This window comes from Streptomyces sp. NPDC057438 (genome assembly GCF_042802995.1).
Taxonomy (GTDB): Bacteria; Actinomycetota; Actinomycetes; order Streptomycetales; family Streptomycetaceae; genus Streptomyces.
On the sequence record NZ_JBHVDD010000065.1, the window covers coordinates 1 to 18262 of the forward strand.

At 69.1% G+C, this 18262-nt stretch carries 11 protein-coding genes and 2 pseudogenes; 6 read left to right on the forward strand and 7 right to left on the reverse strand.

Going from position 1 to position 18262, the window contains the following annotated elements; translation table 11 throughout:
* Positions 1-131 precede the first annotated feature (131 nt).
* Positions 132-1005: pseudogene (locus ACFU5F_RS28915) on the forward strand (IS5 family transposase).
* Here the strand turns inward: ACFU5F_RS28915 and ACFU5F_RS28920 are convergent.
* Positions 989-2707, reverse strand: coding sequence for an HAD-IC family P-type ATPase (locus tag ACFU5F_RS28920; protein WP_383893290.1), 1719 nt, complete (start codon positions 2705-2707; stop codon positions 989-991). The pseudogene ACFU5F_RS28915 and the gene ACFU5F_RS28920 sit on opposite strands and share 17 nt — an antisense overlap.
* 310 nt (positions 2708-3017) lie before the next feature.
* Between ACFU5F_RS28920 and ACFU5F_RS28925 the strand changes: the two genes are divergently transcribed.
* Positions 3018-3923 (forward strand): universal stress protein, encoded by a 906-nt coding sequence (locus tag ACFU5F_RS28925; protein ID WP_383893293.1) that lies wholly within the window; start codon positions 3018-3020, stop codon positions 3921-3923.
* Positions 3924-4476: 553 nt separating this feature from the next.
* Here the strand turns inward: ACFU5F_RS28925 and ACFU5F_RS28930 are convergent.
* The 3 genes from ACFU5F_RS28930 to ACFU5F_RS28940 form a co-directional block, all read right to left on the reverse strand.
* Positions 4477-5829, reverse strand: coding sequence for a hypothetical protein (locus tag ACFU5F_RS28930; RefSeq protein ID WP_383893296.1), 1353 nt, complete (start codon positions 5827-5829; stop codon positions 4477-4479).
* Positions 5830-6338: 509 nt separating this feature from the next.
* Positions 6339-6998 carry a response regulator gene (locus tag ACFU5F_RS28935; RefSeq protein WP_383893299.1) on the reverse strand — a complete coding sequence of 220 codons (660 nt, stop codon included), beginning with the start codon at positions 6996-6998 and terminating at the stop codon, positions 6339-6341.
* Positions 6995-7951, reverse strand: coding sequence for a histidine kinase (locus tag ACFU5F_RS28940; protein ID WP_383893301.1), 957 nt, complete (start codon positions 7949-7951; stop codon positions 6995-6997). Before ACFU5F_RS28940 ends, ACFU5F_RS28935 begins: the two co-directional genes overlap by 4 nt.
* 1017 nt (positions 7952-8968) lie before the next feature.
* Here ACFU5F_RS28940 and ACFU5F_RS28945 point away from each other — a divergent pair.
* From ACFU5F_RS28945 to ACFU5F_RS28955, 3 genes are all read left to right on the forward strand, one after another.
* Entirely contained in the window at positions 8969-9856 is an 888-nt protein-coding gene (locus ACFU5F_RS28945; protein WP_383893304.1) for a universal stress protein, read from the forward strand.
* A gap of 99 nt (positions 9857-9955) precedes the next feature.
* Positions 9956-12523: a cation-translocating P-type ATPase gene (locus ACFU5F_RS28950; RefSeq protein ID WP_383893307.1), complete on the forward strand. Its 2568-nt coding sequence runs from the start codon at positions 9956-9958 to the stop codon at positions 12521-12523.
* A 491-nt stretch (positions 12524-13014) separates the two neighbouring features.
* Positions 13015-13488, forward strand: a complete 474-nt coding sequence (locus tag ACFU5F_RS28955; RefSeq protein WP_383893310.1) for a universal stress protein — start codon at positions 13015-13017, stop codon at positions 13486-13488.
* A 13-nt stretch (positions 13489-13501) separates the two neighbouring features.
* Here ACFU5F_RS28955 and ACFU5F_RS28960 read toward each other — a convergent pair.
* From ACFU5F_RS28960 to ACFU5F_RS28970, 3 genes and pseudogenes are all read right to left on the reverse strand, one after another.
* A pseudogene (locus ACFU5F_RS28960) lies at positions 13502-13720 on the reverse strand (IS5/IS1182 family transposase); the annotation flags it as partial.
* A 43-nt stretch (positions 13721-13763) separates the two neighbouring features.
* Positions 13764-15422: a cation:proton antiporter gene (locus ACFU5F_RS28965; protein WP_383893313.1), complete on the reverse strand. Its 1659-nt coding sequence runs from the start codon at positions 15420-15422 to the stop codon at positions 13764-13766.
* Between the two features lie 73 nt (positions 15423-15495).
* Positions 15496-16368: a universal stress protein gene (locus tag ACFU5F_RS28970; protein WP_383893316.1), complete on the reverse strand. Its 873-nt coding sequence runs from the start codon at positions 16366-16368 to the stop codon at positions 15496-15498.
* 562 nt (positions 16369-16930) lie between these two features.
* Here ACFU5F_RS28970 and ACFU5F_RS28975 point away from each other — a divergent pair.
* Positions 16931-18085: a calcium/sodium antiporter gene (locus tag ACFU5F_RS28975; protein ID WP_383893319.1), complete on the forward strand. Its 1155-nt coding sequence runs from the start codon at positions 16931-16933 to the stop codon at positions 18083-18085.
* Positions 18086-18262: the final 177 nt, after the last annotated feature.

Below are 18262 nucleotides of genomic sequence, written 5' to 3' on the forward strand. Positions count from 1 at the left end.
GACCCATTCGCCCATCGCCACATGACGAGTCTGGCCCTGCCGCTGACGCGGCAGGGCCAGAACCCAAGATCTTCATGAGCCTTCTAGGGTCTGTTGCGAAAGTGGATCTTGTTCGTTGATGATCATGTCCTGTGGGACGTGGGGATCTGACGAACGGCCAGTGGGCCCGGCTGGAGCCGTTGTTGCCGCTGGGCATCAAGCCGGGTCGTCCGCAGGTGTGGACGCGGCGGCAGCTCATAGATGGCATACGGTGGCGGACCCGGACCGGGGCTCCCTGGCGCGACGTGCCGGAACGCTATGGGCCGTGGGACCGGGTCTATGACCTGTTCCGGCGCTGGCAGCGGGACGGGACCTGGGCGAGGATCCTCACTCAGCTTCAGGCCAAGGCGGACGCCAAGGGCCTGATCACCTGGGACGTGAACGTCGACTCCACCTCTGCCGGGCCCACCAGCACGCCGCCGGAGCGGCGAAAAGGGGGACCTCCAGAAGGAACCGCCCGGCGGCGTCTTCGTCGAGCCGGCCGACCACGCCCTCGGACGATCCCGCGGCGGACTGACTAGCAAGATCCACCTCGCGGTCGAGCAGGGGCAAAAGCCCTTGTCCGTCCTGATCACGGCCGGGCAGCGGGGTGATTCCCCGCAGTTCGAAGCGGTCCTGGAAGCCATCCGGGTCCCGAGGCTGGGGCTCGGCAGGCCGCGCAGGCGTCCGGACCGGGTCCGGGCCGACAAGGCGTACGACTCTCACGGCAACCGCTCCTACCTGCGCAGACGCCGGATCAAGGCCACCATCCCGGTTCCGGCGGACCGTGTCCGCAACCGCCTCAAGCGCGGATCGCGCGGTGGGCGGCCGCCGACGTTCGACAAGGACGACTACAAGCAGCGGCACGCGGTCGAGTGCGGGATCAACCGCCTCAAGCGCCACCGGGCCGTCGCCACTCGCTACGACAAACTCGCCGTCCGCTTCGAAGCGACCGTGCTGGTCGCAGCCATTAACGAGTGGCTGTGACCAGCACTTTCGCAACAGACCCTAGTGCGAGGATCCTCAGCCATGCCGGCCAGCCGATAGGAGCGGTGCGGAAAAGGCTGTTCATGGTCGGCAGGTAGGTCAGGGCGAGCTGACCGGCCGTCTGGGCGACCACCCCGCCGGCGATCCATCGGTTGCTGAAGACTCCGATGCGCCATGCGGGACGGGTGAGCGGGCGGCAGCTGAACAGGTAGAACAGTTCGACGGCGACGACCAGGTTCACTGCCGCGGTCCGCGCCTCGGCGATCTGGGCGCCCATCGCCTGCTCCCATGCGAACAGCCACCATGCGCCGCCGACGATCAGGGCGGAGACCAGCAGGATGCGGACGGCGAGGGTTCCGGTCAGCAGCGGCCTGCCGGGGTCTCGGGGTGGCCGGTGCATGATCCCGGCCTCCTTCGGTTCGAAGGCGAGGGTTGGGCCGAGCAGCACGGCGGTGGTCATGTTGATCCACAGGATCTGGGTGGGCAGGATCGGCAGCGCGGTGCCGAACAGGATGACCAGGCCCTGCCCAAGACTCGTGGGCAGCACCCACACGATGAACTTGGTGAGGTTGTCGAAGACTCCGCGGCCCTCCTCGACGGCGGCTTCGATGGTGGCGAAATCATCGTCGGTGAGCACCATGTCGGCGGCTTCCTTAGCCACCTCGGTGCCGCCCCGGCCCATGGCGATCCGGATGTTGGCTTGACGCAGCGCCGGGGCGTCGTTGACGCCGTCGCCGGTCATGGCCACCACCTGGCCCCGCGCCTGGAGCGCCTCGACGAGCCGGAGTTTCTGCTCGGGCGAGACCCGTGCCAGCACCCTGGCTCGATCTACCGTCTCCGGATACTCCTCGACGGGCAGCGCCTCCAGGTGCGCGCCGGTGAGCACGTTCCCCCTCCGCCGGTCCTCGAGAAGGCCGAGTCGGTAGGCGATGGCCGTGGCCGTGCCCACATGGTCGCCAGTGATCATTTTGACCGTGACACCGGCGGTGTGGCAGGCGTGCACCGCGTCGGCGGCTGCGGCACGGGGCGGGTCGAGCATCGCCTGCATCCCGGTCAGCACCAAGGAGTCGGACAGTTCCTGCTCACCGAAAGGGACCGGGTCAGTCGCGGAGCGCATGGCGGTGGCCAGGACACGTAGCCCTTGGACCGCGAGATTTTCGGCAACACGCAGAGCGGCGTCCCGGTCCACAGGAGCGAGGGTGCCATCGGCGCTCATCTGGCCGGTACACAGTCCGACGACCCGTTCGGCAGCCCCCTTGACCAGCGTCAGGTGCTCACCGCTCTCCCGTGCACGGTGGAGGGTTGCCATGGACTGGCGCTCCGAACCGAAGGGGACCGCGTCGACGCGCGGGTACAAGGCGGCGAGGTCTTCCGTGTCGAGACCAGCCTTGGCAGCGGATACCAGCAGGGCCGCCTCCGTAGGGTCACCGACCACCTGCCACCGGCCGTCCTCCTGGGTGAGCGCGGCATCACTGCACAACGCACCGCCCGACAAGCACCAGAAAAGCGCCTGACTCGCACGGTCGCCGACTGTGACCACGGTGCCGTCGCCGGCGTGCAGTTCACCCTCGGGGACGTAGCTCGAGCCGCTCACGGTGAAGCCATCCTGCGGGGTCCACACCGCTTGTACGGTCATCTGGTTCTCGGTCAGCGTGCCGGTCTTGTCCGAGCAGATGACCGTGGTGCTGCCCGCCCAGGACACAGCGCCCGGCACCTGCCGGGGCCGACAAGTCGTGTCCTGCCGCACGCACCGCGGGGAACAAGTGCCTACGGCCGCGCCTTGCCGCAGACGTCCGCGTACAACTTCCATCATCATGGCCGCGCGGCCGCCCGGCCAATCGGTCTCCCCTCACAGCACGACACCACAGCGTTGACGGCCGCCTTGGTGGCCGCGCAGTCGTCCCCCCCTGGGCGACGGGACCAGGCGTCGAACGGCAGTCGGCTTGCAAGGTGCCTGCGGCTGAGAAACCGTGGTGGGAAAGGATTCCGAACCTGTACAGAGGGTGAAGCGGATGACGCCTGCCCGCCCGCCGGACTGCGTCAGGCTCGTCATGGCAGGGGCCGACGGCTCACCGTCGAGCCTCGAGGCTGTTGAGACCGCGGCCCATGAAGCGGAGCTGCGCAGGTGCGCGCTGCGGTTGGTGCACGCCTTCTTCTGGCCGGCCATGCACCCGCCGCCCGGCCCGTCGCCGCTGGGGCCGCCCGACGGTGGACTGCGTGAGATGGTGGGACGGGTCGTTGCCGAGGCCGTGCAGCGCGCGCGCACGGCAGCGCCTGACGTGGAGACCACCAATGCCGTGATCGCCGGTGAGCCGTTGTCGGTGCTGGAGCGCCAGTCACGAACCGCGGAACTGATCGTGGTCGGCAGCCGCGGCCTGGGCGGCTTCGCCGGGCTGCTGCTGGGCTCGACAGCCGTGCACCTGGCCGCTCACAGCCACTGCCCTGTCATGGTGGTCCGCGGCCGGAAGGATCCCGCGGGCGACGTCCTGCTCGGCGCCGACGGCTCCCCGGCCGGCAGAGCGGCAGTCGGCTTCGCCTTCGCCGAGGCGTCCCTGCGGCGCGCGCACCTGATCGCCGTCCACGCCTGGCCCCCGAAGACTGAGCGGGCCCTCGGCCCGCAGGACCCGCTGGCCTCGGTCTTCGACGAGGACCGTCTGCACGATGGGGCCGCGCGGCAACTGTCCGAGGCGCTGGCAGGCTGGCAGGAGAAGTACCCCGACGTTCTCGTGCATCGCCGCCTGGTGAAGGCCGGTCCACGCGAGGCGCTGATCAGGGCCAGTGGCAGTGCCCAGCTCGTGGTGGTCGGGGCACGCGGCCGAGGCGGGGTCTCCGGCCTGCTGCTGGGCTCGGTAAGCCAGGCACTCCTGCACCATGCGCAGTGCCCGGTCACGGTCGTCCGGGGAACCGGTGAGCAGTGAGGGTGTCAGCGGACGGTCCGCCGCGACGGGCGGCAGCGGCGAGATACAGCGAGTTGGCCGCGGTCTACTCCACATCGGCGGCTGCAGGGAGGCGGAACAGAAGGAGTCCCAGTGTCAGCAGCAGGAGGCCACGGTGGGGGAGTAGTACCGCTGGCCGGACAGCACGGTCACGCGTAGCGGGGCCAGCTGGCTTTGTCCGCGAGATTGAGATTGGACAGCAGTTGTTCAGCACTTCGGACAGCACCGGGGTGGGCTCTCGATTCGAACAGCGAGCAGTTGCAACGAGCGCCGTAAGAGCATCGGGTCAATCGCCAGGTTGCTCGGTGCTCCCTTGGTGCCTTCACACCCGACTTGCGCGAACTGCGCGCTGGCCGCATCCCCGGAACAGCTGCTGGCCGGTACGCCGTGTTCCCTCGGCCCTCACCGCACCAAGGGCGGCGCACTCCAGCTCGGTTCCCGTGCCGCCGGATGGGGTTACAGCCACCAGTGGACCGGCGCGGGTGGCGCCACCCGCCGACCGGGGATCAGTGCCGGTCGGCGGGAGTGCGAGTGATCAGCTAGCGTCTTCCTCGGCGGCGATCTGTGCCTGCGCTTCGGCGCTGTCGGTGCCGGCGGCGCGGTTGCCGTAGCCGCGGTGGATGACCATGAGTTGGTCTTGCGTGCCGTTCTTGTCGCGGTAGACGACGACCGCTGGTCCGGCGCCGCTGGTGTGGCCGGGGAACTTCTGGTCGTCGGTCCAGGGGCCGCTGCCGGGCTTGTAGCTGGTCCACCACAGGTTCTGGTCCCCGTTGCCGTGGCCGCGGTGGACGCAGTAGAGCCTGTTGTCGAAGACTGCCAGGCCGGGCCCTTCCAGGCTGGAGTGGGCGCGGAACTTGTTGTCCGAGCCCCAGCCCCCGGCGCTCGTGTAGGTGGTGTGCCACAGGGAGGTGTCGTTGCCGCTGCCTCGGTGGACCATGTGGAGCGTGCTGCCATACACCGCCAGTGCAGGGTTCGAGGCTGTGGAGTGGCGGGGGAGCGGGGTGTCTTGGGTCCAGCCTCCGGCGCTGGTGAAGGTGGTGTGCCACAGCGTGCTGTCAGAGGTGGCGCCCTTGTGGACGCAGTGCAGCTTCTCGTCGTACACCGCCAGGGCCGGGCCGACAGAGCTGGAATGGGCGCCGAGCGGCCTGTCTGCGGACCAGCCACGGCCGTCGAAGGTGGTGTGCCACAACTTGGTGTCGCTGCCGTGCCCGCGGTGAACGCAGTGCAGCTTCCCGTCGTACACCGCCAGGGCCGGGCCGGCGGCGCTGGAGTGGGCGCCGAACTCCGTGTCCACAGACCAGCCGTTGTCGGGGTCGAACGAGGTCCACCACAGCTGCTGGTCGTCGAAGCCGCGGTGGACGAGGATCAGACGGCCGTTGAACACCGCCGCCGCCGGGTTCGCGGCGCTGGCATGGGCCGGGAACATGGTGTCCTCGTTCCACTGAAAGTGACCGGTATCCGCGCTCCGACCGAACACCGTCCACCACAAGTTGGGGTCCTCGGAGGGATTGATACCGATCGGGATGAGCATCGTCGGCGAGATCCACGGCGAGACCAGCTTGCAGCCATACCCCCTCGACACCGCCTGCACCCAGACCTTCTGCGCCATGGCCGCCAGAGTGACCAGCGTCGACAGGGGCTCCTTGAGAGCTTCGCCGAGGATGTCCGCGAGGAGGTCCTTGATCTCCAGGTACGCGTCCACCGCCGCCTGGTTCAGGTGAACCTCAAACCCCCACCACTTCGCCTCGAACCGAACGGTGGCGCCCAGCGCCTCCAGCTCCTTGCGTGCGTGCTCCGCCCTTTCCACCAGCTCCGGCGGTGGCGTGTCGTAGAGCCCGCTGTTCTGCGGCGCGCTGTCCTGGGACTCGGTGGACTGGTCAATGGCCATGGTTTCCCTCTCCATTGGCGAGTGTCGTACCGGCCTGCCCGGGCTCGTGACTCGAGGATCCGGGCGGAGATCAGGATGCACACATAGCGCAGTGCAATGACTGCATAGAGTCACTGATTGGCCTCAGGGCTACTCAATCTGGCGGAAAACAGCCACGACCAGCCATACGGTGAAAACCGAGCCGGCTGTCACCAGGCGCGGACGGGAGCGACGGCGCACGCGCCCGCCCACGGCGGTGTCCTACCTGGCCTTGAGCCCCGGCACCGCGCCGAGCCACGGCCTTTCCTGCCAGGCAGTCCGCTTCCACTGGCTGTTCCCGACTGCCCCGGCCCTGCCCTCAAATCGAACGCCGACAGGGCTGAGCGCTGTCCGAAGTGCTGAACAATTGCTGTCCAAACTCAACTCGTAGACAAGGCCAGCCAGCGGCCTGGCGACGCGCAGTCCGGCCGGTGGGGGCGTTCCGACGCGTCCCGGCTGGGGCCGGAAGACGCCGGGAAGGTGGGTGCGGGTCACGGTTCGATGAGTCCGGCACGGATGGCGTAGCGGGTGAGTTCCAGGCGATCTTTGAGGCCGAGTTTGTTGAGCAGGTTGGCGCGGTGACGCTCTACCGTCTTGACACTGATCACGAGGAGGTCGGCGATCTGCTGCGAGGTATGGCCCTCGGCGACGAGTTTGAGGACCTCCTCCTCGCGGTCGGTGATGGCCCTGGCGGGCGGGGGGCGTCCTTGCCTGGCGTGGTCGAGGTAGTCGCGGATGAGGGCATTGACGGCGCCGGGATAGAGGAAGGGTTCGCCGCGTATGGTCGCGCGGCAGGCTTCGACGAGGTCGCGGTCGGCGACCGACTTCAGAACGTAGCCGGAGGCGCCGGCGGCCAGGGCTTCGAAGAAGTACTGCTCGTTGTCGTACATGGTCAGGATGAGGATGCGCACATCCGGCCGGGTGCGGGAAAGTTCACGGGCGGCTTGCAGGCCAGTCAGGCGGGGCATGGCGATGTCGAGGACGGCCAGATCGGGGTGGTGATTGCGGGCGGCTTCGAGGGCTTCGGCGCCGTCGCCTGCTTCGGCGACCACGGTCAGGTCGGGCTCGGCGTCGAGGATGAGACGGACTCCGCGGCGGACCAACTGGTGGTCGTCGGCGAGCAGGATGCGGATGGGCGTCGCCTCGGTCATAGTCGGTTACTCCGATGGGGCATGGGGATGGTCAGGTGTATCTCGGTGCCGCCGTCAGGGCCGGGTCGGAGGGCGAGGTCGGCGCCGATGAGCAGGGCGCGTTCGCGCATGCCGCGGATGCCGGCGCCTTCGGTGAGGCCATCGAGGCCGCGGCCGTCGTCCCGCACACGCAGCTCAATCCCGGCGGGACCCTGTTGGAGGGTGAGGTCGACGATGCGGGCGCCGGAGTGGCGGGCGGCGTTGGTCAGGCTTTCCTGAGCGACGCGGTAGACGACGAGTTCGGTGTCGTGGTCCAGGGCCGGAAGGTTGGCGTCGATGTGGTGACGTACGGTGATCGTGGGGCCGGTGAACTCGGCGGCAAGGGATTTGAGGGCGCTGATCAGCCCGAGTTCTTCCAGGACGCCCGGGCGCAGCCGACGGGCGACGCGGCGGATCTCGTCCAGGCTGGCGCGGGTGGTCTCCTGTGCTTGGTGCAGCTGCTCGCGCAGGGGTTCGGGGGACTGGTCGGCGACGTGTTTGAGGCTGAGTAGCACGGCGGTGAGGCTCTGGCCGATCTCATCGTGGAGTTCCTGGGCGATGCGGTGGCGTTCGGCTTCCTGCGCTGACAGGGCGCGGCCGCTGCTGGCGGCTCGTTCGGCTTCCAGACGGCCGATCATGGCGTTGAAGGCTGTGACCAGTTCTGCGATCTCGCCGTACCCTGAGGCGGTCGGCCTGGGGCGGGGACGCAGTAGGTCGACGGTGGCCATACTGTGAGCCAGCCGCCGCAGGGGGGCCAGTCCGAGGCGCAGCAGGAAGGCGTTGGCGATCAGCATCACGGCCAGTCCTGCCCCCAGGATGGCCGCCTCGGCCAGCAGTACCGGGGCGGAGACGGTTAGGGGCCCGAGGAGCAGCAGAGTCAACGCGGCGAGCAGGACCACCGCGTTGAGCATGAAAATTCGCCAGAACAGTGACACAGTGCGTCACCTCCCTGGTGCGGTGTTCGCCTCGCCCGCACTGTTGCGTACGACGCCCTGGCGGCCCGCCGCGTCGGCCTCTACTGCCAGCGTCTACGCCCGGGCGGGCAGTGTCCATCGGGTCTGTCACCCATGAGGGACGAGCGGCGCGTCGGTGAGAGGGGCCATCTACAGCGTGCACCTCTGCGGGGGCTTCGCGGCCGGTGAGGAAGAGCGGACGGCGAGGGCGGCCGGCTATGAGCCGGGCGTTGCCGGACTGCCAGTGGATCCACGCGGTGGCGCCGCCCGCTGAGACGACCCGGCCGCTCCGGGCAAAGGATCTCCTCGGCCCGTGCGGCACTTTCGTAGTGGAGCTTCCAGAACTGTACGACCCGATGGTAGCGGGCGGCGCTCGATCCCGATCCGGCCTTGGCACCCAGCTGATTGCCTTGCGCGCGCGATGGACGGTTCGCAGTCGACGGTGCCGACGTCCATCGCTTCCGCCCGCGCTGCGGCGAGTTCGGCCAGCGGCATGACCTGGACAGGCTACCCGCACGCGCCCGGTTCTCCGGCACGGCCGCCCGTTCGATCCGCCCCCTCCGACTCTGCCGCCCACAAGTGCGTACACCTCGCCCCTGCCACGCGTGATCACGCTCCGTCGAACATGCGAGACCGTCGGCGAGGTGCAGGGGAGACCGCATCGGCGCACCACAACGGCATCTCTTGCGGAGCCGTCTGAGAGCGAGTCACTCAGTGCTGGCAGCAGGTTCAGCGAGCCATTGATCGTTTGCCTGCTGCACATGAGCAGAGCCCGGGCAGTTGAGCAGGGCTCCGGCCAGGAGGACCACCGACGACGGCCGCGCGGCCCATTGGCGTCACGGGGAAAGTGGAGCAACCGTGGTAGTAGGAGGCCGGGTGGATGATGACGGTGCAGTTCCACAGCTTCGTGCGGTGGCCCGGCACGAGTGAGGGCCGCAGGCCAGTCGGCCATGCCCATGCGTGGCGTGTCGGATGCGCCCCGGGGATCGGGGGACTGGGGTGAACGCGCCGGTCGTGGTGGGTGTGGACGGTTCGTCGTCGAGTCTGGACGCGGTCGATCTTGCGGCACGTGAGGCGAAGGTGCGCGGGTGCGGGTTGACAGTGGTGCACGCACTCAGCTGGCCGAAGAAACATGCGCCGCCCGGCACATCGCCGCTGGGCCAGCCCGAGGGCGGGTTGCGCGACATGATCGGCCGGATGGTGGCCGAGGCGGTGGAGCGTGCGCGTTCCGCAGAACCAGAGGTGCAGGTCACCAATGCTGTGGTCACAGGTGAGCCGCTGACGGTGCTGCAGGGCCAGTCAAGTAAGGCCGCACTGGTCGTGGTCGGCAGCCGGGGGCTGGGAGGTTTCGCGGGGCTGCTTTTGGGGTCGACCGCGGTGCATCTGGCAGCGCACAGCCACTGCCCGGTCCTCGTGGTGCGGGAACAGCCGCGCACCGCGCGTCAAATCCTGCTGGGTGTCGACGGCTCGCCCGTCGGCGATGCTGCGGTCGAGTTCGCGTTCGCGGAAGCCGCGCTGCGGGGATCGCCGTTGAGGGCGCTCCACGCCTGGACCATGTGGAGTGCATCCATGCCCGCATTGCAGGACGATTCGATGCCGTACACGAACCCAGCGGGCGAGCTGGAGGATGCCGAGGAGCGTCTGATGGCAGAGGCGCTTGCCGGCCGCAGCGAGAAGTATCCGGGCGTTGCGGTCGAGCACACAGTGGTGCGGGGCGGTGCTCGTGAGGCGCTCATTGAGGCGAGCAGGGATGCCGGACTGCTCGTCGTTGGTGCCCGTGGCCGGGGCGGATTCGCCGGCTTGCTGCTGGGCTCGGTCAGCCAGGCCCTCCTGCAACACGCGCACTGCCCCGTCGCGGTAGTCCGGGGCTCCGATGCGCACCGGTGAGGCCACTCGCCCGCGCGGCGAGCGAGACGCGGACGACGGGGAGTGGGCGTGGTGAAGGAGTCACCGCATCGGCCTGGTTCCCCGCCCGGGCACCGTCGGGTGCGGGGCACCCGGTGGCAGGTCGATGATCCCTACACGCTTACGGCAGCGGAAGTGCTCAGGCAACTGGACGTCGACGCTGAGCTGGGGCTGGACACCGTGGAGGTCACGCGGCGCCGCTCGCTCGTGGGCCGAAACGCGCTCGCGGGGCGCAGGAAAGTGTCGGCTTGGGCCATCCTTGTCGACCAGGTCCGCAGCGCCGTCGTGGTGCTGCTGGCCGTGGCGGCGGTGGCCGCGCTGGTGATCGGTGAAGTGGTGGAGGCTGCGGCGGTCGCCGTGGTGCTCGTCATCAACACCATCGTCGGGTTCGCCACCGAGCTGCGCGCGGTGCGTTCCATGGAGGCACTGCGCCGGCTCGCCGCCACCGTCGCCGATGTCGAGCGTGATGACCGCCGTGACGAGCTCGACGCGGTCGAGCTCGTGCCGGGCGACATCATCTCGGTCGAGGGCGGTGATCGCGTTCCCGCGGACGCGCGTCTAATCGAGGCCAGCGACCTCACCGTCGACGAAGCGGCGCTGACCGGGGAAAGCGAGCCTGTTGCCAAGACGGTGGACGCCGTGGCCGCCGACGCCCCGCTGGCCGAGCGCGCAGGCATGCTCTACCTCGGTACCATCGTGCGCACCGGCCGCGGCCGGGCGGTCGTGGTGGCCACCGGCACCGCAACCGAAGTCGGCCGCATCGCCGAGCTGGCCGCCTCGACCGAGACGATGCAGGCACCGCTGCAGGCAGGGCTGGAGCGGCTGGGCCGCACGCTGTCCCTGGTCGTCGTCGGCGTGGCCGGCGCACTGGCCGGACTCGCCCTGCTGCGCGGCCTCGATGTCCACGAGATCATCGAGGTGTCGATCGCGCTGGCCGTCGCCATCGTCCCCGAGGGCCTGCCCGCCGTCGCCACCCTCACCCTCACGGTCGGCATGCGGCGCATGGCCCGTCATCGAGCCCTGGTGCGCCGGCTGCCCACCGTGGAGACCCTCGGCAGCACCACCGTGATCGCTTCCGACAAGACCGGCACGCTCACCGCCAACCGCATGGAAGTCGTCGATGTCACCGTGGCCGAGGGCGCCGACGAGCGGCGGCTGTGGGAGAGCGCAGCCCTGTGCAACGACGCTGACATCGCCCCCGACGGCGAACCGGTGGGCGACCCCACCGAGGTCGCCCTGCTCCGTGCTGCCCAGGATGCGGGCACCGACTGGCGGCACCTGAGGGAGCGGCACCCGCGCCGCGACGAGGTCCCCTTCGATCCCGCGACCAAACGCATGGCGGTGGTCACCGACTCCCAGGTACACACCAAGGGCGCCCCCGAAGTCCTCCTCGACCCGCACCGCCGTGGCGAACTCCTCGCCGCCGCCGACGACATGGGCGGCCGGGCCCTGCGCACCCTCGCCATCGCCACCGGTCCCGCCCCCGCCGCCCCCGCCGACGACAATGAGCTGTTCGCCGCCGCCGCCGACGTGCTCGGGATCGTGGGTCTCGCCGACCCGCCCCGCCCGGCCGCCATCGAGGCCGTCGCCGTCTGTCACCGGGCGGGCATCCGGGTCATCATGATCACCGGTGACCAGCCCCGAACCGCTGCGGCCGTCGCCGACCAGCTCGGACTCCGCGCCCAGCCGGCCGTCACCGGTGCCGAACTCGACCGCCTCGACGACACCGCACTGGCCCGCGTCATCGACCAGACCGACGTGTACGCCCGGGTCGCACCCGAGCACAAGCTCCGCCTCGTCCAGGCTCTCCAGGCAGCCGGCCACACCGTCGCCGTCACCGGCGACGGCGTGAACGACACCCCTGCCCTGCGTCAGGCCGACGTCGGCATCGCCATGGGCCGCACCGGCACCGATGCCGCCCGTGAAGCCGCCGACATCGTGCTCACCACCGACGACTTCGGCACCATCGAACACGCCGTCGTGGAAGGCCGCCGGGTCTTCGACAACATCCGCCGCTTCGGGCAGTACCTGTTCTCCTGGCACCTCTCCGTCGTCCTCGTCGTGACCGCCGCCATCGCGCTCGGCTGGCCCGCGCCCCTGGCCGGCCTCATGATCCTGTGGAACAACATCATCATCGATGTCATCCCGTCCTTCGCCCTCGCGCTCGAACCCAGCAACGACGACGCCATGCGCCACCCGCCCCGCCCGAAGAACGAACCCGTCCTCGGCGCCGCCACTCTGCGACGGATCCTCACGCAGGGCGCCCTCGTCGGGAGCGTCGGCCTGACCAGCTACCTCCTGGCCACCACCACCATGAACCTCGACCTCGACACCGCGAGAACCATGACCTTCGTGACCCTCACCACCGCACAGCTTCTCGCCGTCTTCAACGCCCGCACCGACACCGGCTCCGGCTTCCGCGGCGCCACCGCCAACCCCTACCTGTGGGCGGCACTCGCCCTCACCACCGCCCTGGAAGCCCTCGCCCTCACCGTCCCCGGACTCCGCGACCTCCTCGGTCTCACCACACTCGGCGCCGCTTCCTGGACCACAGCCATCGCACTCGCCACCCTCCCCCTCCTCCTCACCCAGTCGACACGGGTCCTGCGCGCCACCCGAGGAAGGGAAGCCGTCCGACAGCACACCTAAGTTCTAGCTAGATGTGGTCGGCTGGGACGAGGGTGCAGTTGCCGTCGGCGCGGTCGAGGCCGATGGCCGGCTCGACCGGACCAGACTCTCGGGCGTCGTGTTGAGCAGAGTGCCGGTCAGTCGGTTCACACCATGCGCCGTCAGCGGCCAGTTTATGGATCTGATCCACGGGTGGACACCAGAACGCATCCGACCGGTGAGCGTGCACGGGGGTGTGCTGGTCGCCGAACTGGCTCGAGGTCTCGCCAGAGATCCCATACACACCACCCCAGCGGGCCGGTGAGGCCGCCACCGGCGCTGCGCCGCACCAGGTCCGACCGCCGCCGTGTTCATCTGGACGCCTTCTTGCCGCCGGTTCGCCCATGTGCTGCCGGACGGAGGGCACGTGTCATCGATGTGAAGCGGCAGCAGGCGACGTGAGCGACGCCGACCGGGATGGCAGATGATTGCTTTCTAGCCTGGAAAGGCTGACTCTCGCGAAGAGCCCAGGCATGAAGAGACCGCGGCCACCCCGCCGCATCGTCGTCGGAGTGGATGGCTCCCCAGCCTCATACGAGGCCCTGCGGTGGGCGGTGCAGCAGGCACAACTGACCGGCGCGAGGCTGGAAGCCTGGGGCGTCTACGACGTGCCCGGAGCAGCGGGCTGGTCCGGGCACGTCGTGGATGCCACTTATGACGCGGTGCAGGCCAGACAGGCGCTGTCCGACGAGATTCGCGCCGTACTCGCCCGGGCGGATGATGTGCCTCTGGAAGAACACGTGTCCCCAGGAAACCCGGCCAGGGTACTGACCGAGGCATCGGAGGGCGCGGACTTGCTGGTCGTGGGCAGCAGGGGCAGGGGAGGGTTCGCGAGCCTCCTGCTGGGCTCCGTCAGTCAGCAGTGCGCCATGCACGCCGCCTGCCCGGTTGTCATCGTCCGCTCCGCCACCTTCGACGCGGAATCGGGAACGGAGAGCGACTCCTGACGCTCGTATCGGCTCATGTGCCCACTGCTGAGTTCTTGCGGGTGGAGGTCATGCAGTGGGCGGGCCGGAGGAAGGCGGCGGGCATGTCAGCACCGAGTCTCCCAGCCAGCGAGGACCGTGCGGCCAGGCGATGGCGGACTCAGCGGCCCACCCGACCTTGCCCAGTCCCGATGCCGCGCGGCTGACTGCGCCGGGCTATCGTCGGGACGATGCCGCGCTCGTGCAGGCGGCGATACTGGGAAGATCCCTGACGCGGCAAGCAGCAAGGGTCCCGTTCACGCCTGCGCGTCGGTATCTCCGTCGTCGCTTGGCCGCAGGAGCTGGTCGAGGACCTCGGCGGTTGCCCTGGCTGCCAAAGGATACGGCTCCAGGACGACGTCAGCACCTGCGCGCTCGAGCTGCTCGGCGTCGCGCGGGGAGCGGGCGGTGAGCACCACTTTCCCCCGGTAGCCGTGGTGCCGCAGACCGTGGACGAGAGCCTTGCCGGTCTCCGGCAGAGGCATGGTACTGATGACGCAGCGCGCCTGGGAGAGGGGCAGAGATTCGAGGAAGTGCATGTCCTCCGCGCTGCCGAACACAGCGGTGACACCTTCCCGGGCACTGCTGGCGACACGGTGGGGGTCGTAGTCCACGGCCAGAACACGGTGGCCGGCCCGGCCGAGCCGGTCGGCGATGGCCCCGCCGAAGCGGCCCAGACCGTAGAGGATGACGTCGATCTCCCTCTCGTGCCGTTCGAGGTCCCTCTTCCGGGCCCCAGTCCGTTCCAGCACGGTCAGCCACCGTTCGAGTCGAGCGTAGATCTGCTGGCTGTAGAGGATCAGATAGGTGGATCCGCCGATGGTGATCAGACCGACCACGGTGATGAGGCTGAGCGTGGCCCCGGTGATGTGACCGAGGCTGAGGCCCAGGGCGGTGAGGATGAGGGAGAACTCGGAGATCTGGGCCACCGTGAGCCCGGCCAGGAAGCCCACACGCACCGGGTAGCGCATGGCTGACATGATCAGCAGGACGATCAGAGGGTTGCCGACGAGGACGAAAACGGAGAACACGGCCGCGACGGCGAGCTGCCGAGTGGCGTCGGTGAACTCCAGCCGGGCGCCCAGTTCGAGGAAAAAGAACAGCAGCAGGAAGTCACGCAGACTGACCAGCCGTGCGCCCAGGGCGTCCCGGTACGGCGTGGTGGCGAGCGAGACCCCCGCGAGGAACGCCCCGACCTCCGTGCTGAACTCCAGCCAGTCGCTCAGCGTGGCCACCGACACCGCGTAGGCCACGCCGAACAGGACGAGCAGTTCCTGGGAGCGGGCCACCTGGTGCAGCACCTTCGGCAGCACATAGCGCGTGAGCAGGGCCACGCCAGCCATAAGTCCCAGACCCTTGGCGAAGACCAGGGCCATGTCCATGGCCAGGTTGGCGCCGGCCCGGCGGCCGAACGCAGTCAGGGCGATCATCACCAGGACCACGACGATGTCCTGGACGATGAGGAAGCCGACCGCGATGCGCCCGTGAAGCTGCTCCAGCTCCCGTTTGTCCGACAGCAGCTTCACGATGATGATCGTGGACGAGAAGGTCAGCGCCACCGCCACGTACAGGGCCGTCACCATGTCCATGCTGAGCCCGATGGCGATCAGATAGCCGACGACCGAGGTGAACAGGACCTGGCCGAGACCGGTCGCCAGGGCGATCGGCCCGGTAGTACGGATCAGGTGCAGGTCGAGCCGGAGTCCGACCAGGAACAGCAGGATCGCGATCCCCATACGCGCCAGCAACTCGATCGTGCCGTCCGCCCCCACCCAACCGAAGCCGGTCGGGCCGACCAGGATGCCCACGGCGATGAACCCGACAATCAGCGGCTGACGCAGCCGGACGGCCAGCAGCCCGACCATCGCGGAGACCGCCAGGACGACGGCGATCAGAGCGAACCCGTTCAGCTCCATGGCTCCCGTCCGTTCACGGCGAGACGCGGGCGCGGCCGGTTCCAGCGAAGCACGAGGGCTCCTGACAGCTCAGTCACCCTCCTGGCCCTCGAACGACCAGAACATCGCACAGCACCCGCCGCATCACATGCTGCGCGACACTGCCGAGGAGGGCGTGCTCCAGCTTCGAGCGTGCCCCCGTCCCGACCACGACCAGGTCGGCCTCGTGGAGGCCGGCGAGGTCTGGGATGGTGCGTGCGGGATCCCCCGAGGTGACCAGCGGACGCACTCCTGCCGGAAGCGGCAGAGCCCTCACCATGCGCTCGATACGCGGCCGGACCTCATCCAGACACTCCTGACGCAAGCGCGTCAGCTCCTGTTCGCTCACCCCGTTCATCCGCAGCATGTGCTCGCCCGGTGCGACACAGGTATGCACTGCCCAGTGCTCCGCACCGGGGCTTAGCGCGATCCCGCATCGCGCCGCCGCAAGAGAGAACTCGTGCGTGTCCACCGCGAGCAGAACCCTGCGGTAATCCTCATCAGGCGACCCTCTGACCACGAGCACCGGGGCCCTGCTCGCGCGGACCAGGTTCTCCGGCGTGGTGCCGAGCAGCGCGTCGGCCAGCCGGTCCACGCCATGCGCACCCACGACCAGAAGATCAGCACCCCGGCGCTCCACCTCCAGCACGAGCGTGGGGCTCACCCTCCCGGAACGCACTACCACCTCCACGCGCTCCGCACCCGCGTACTGACGCGCATGCCCCGCCAGCCGGGTCCGAACGTCCTCCACGAGATCGGTGTCGAGGCGAGGCGACACAACGCACACAGACGTGACTCGCGCCCCGTGCAGCCGACCGAGCCGTACCGCCCGGCCCACGGCGCGGCTCCCGTAAAGGGACAGGTCAGTAGCCGCCACCACCTGACGGAGCCACGACACGCCCATAGGGCATCGCCCTCCAACCGCCATACGCCGCCATTGCCACGTCCAGGTCGCACACCCGGGCACTTGCGCCTGACCGGCTCACCGAACCCACGGACCCGTCGCGCCCTACTCGAACACCAACATTCCGCAGGCCGGTGCGCCTCGCCAGCCGAGGGATGGGCCCCATCCAGGCCGACTTTGGCCTGGCGGCGAGAGAGGGACCTGCCGCGATCGTGGGAGCAAAGGGCGGGGAGCATGCTCGCATCCCGTGACCCCCTTCGGGCTTGTCTGGGCGATGCCCCACGCCGAGCGGACAGCTCGCGGTGGTCGGGCGGGTGCTCGTAGCCGGACCGGTACCGGCGACCGCACGGCCCACCTCGGTCTCCTCCTGCCTGGCGCCCTTCCGAAGCAATCTCCCCGTTTGCTGACATAAGCGACATAAGATCCGGCTAGATGCCCAGATCCCCCGGCCAATGGGACTCGCAGCCATGCCCTCACCGTCAGCCCCTGCTCTGTTGCACCCTTCCCTGTCATCCCTTGACGCCTGGCGTGGCCCGCGTCGTCGGTGTGCAGGGCCTGAAGGATCACGTGGGCGAGAGTGAACGCGATGGCGGTCCTCATCCTGGTGGTGGGCCTTGTACTTCTGGCAGCCGGAGGGGAGTCGCTCGTCCGGGGAGCCAGCTCGCTGGCCCGAACCATCGGGATGTCCTCGTTGATGGTGGGTCTGACCGTGGTGTCTTTCGCCACGTCGGCACCGGAGCTGGCAGTCAGTGCCGGCGCGGTGTTCAGCGGCCATCCCAGTCTTGCCGTGGGGAACGTCCTGGGCAGCAACATCGCCAACGTCCTACTCGTCCTTGGGTTGTCGGCGCTGTTCACGCCGCTGATCGTGCGGTCTCGCATCGTCCGCACCGACATCCCGGTGATGGTGGCACTGTCGACAGGACTGCTCCTCGTCGTACTCGACGGCACCCTCAGCCGGTTCGACGGCGCTTTGCTGCTCATGGCTCTGCTGGCCTACGTCACCGTCACAGTGATCGTCACCCGGCGTGATCCGGGAGTCTCCGTTCCCGCGCCTGCAACTGCCGACAGTCCGGTGGGGGCCAAGACGGAGCCGGTCCACGGTGCTGGGGCGCGGCCGGGGCGGCTTGTCATCGCCCTCGTCCTCGTGGCCCTCGGCGTGGCCCTGCTGGTGGTGGGCGCGCGGTTGCTGGTCGACGCCGCTGGCGAGATCGCGGCGGCGCTGGGCGTGAGCGATCTGGTCATCGGGCTGACCGTGGTGGCCGTAGGGACCTCTCTTCCCGAGCTGGCGACCAGCGTCGTGGCGGTGATCAGAGGCGAGCGTGACCTCGCCGTGGGCAACATCGTCGGCAGCAACATGTTCAACATCGGGTTCGTCCTCGGGGCGACCTCCATCGTCGCGCCCCAGGGGATCGACGTGGCACCGGCGGTCATCCGCTTCGATCTGCCCATCATGCTCGCCGTGTCGCTGGCACTGCTGCCGGTCGCCTTCACCGGGCTGACCGTAGCCCGCTGGGAAGGCGCGCTGTTCGTCGGCTACTACGGCGCCTATATCGGCTACCTGGCCCTCGAAGCCACGGGGCACGACGCGCTCCAGCCGTACAGCGCGGCGATGCTGTGGTTCGTCGTTCCCCTCACCGCGCTGTGGCTCACCCTGTTGGCTACCCATGAACTCAGCCTCGGCAGCAGTCGACGCGAGGGCGGCCGGCCAGAACCCGAACGGCCGGGTGCAGGTGAGCGGTGACTGACGAGGCGGTCGCCTGAGAGATGTCGTCACCCGTCGCACAACATCACCCGTCTGCCGGGGACACGCGCACCGAAGGCAGCGAGTCGGCCCGCCTACGCTGTTCGTCCACGGAACGCTCGCTGCCCTCTCAGGACGACCTCCGCATCCATCCCAGCGACGCGGAGAACCCGCTGC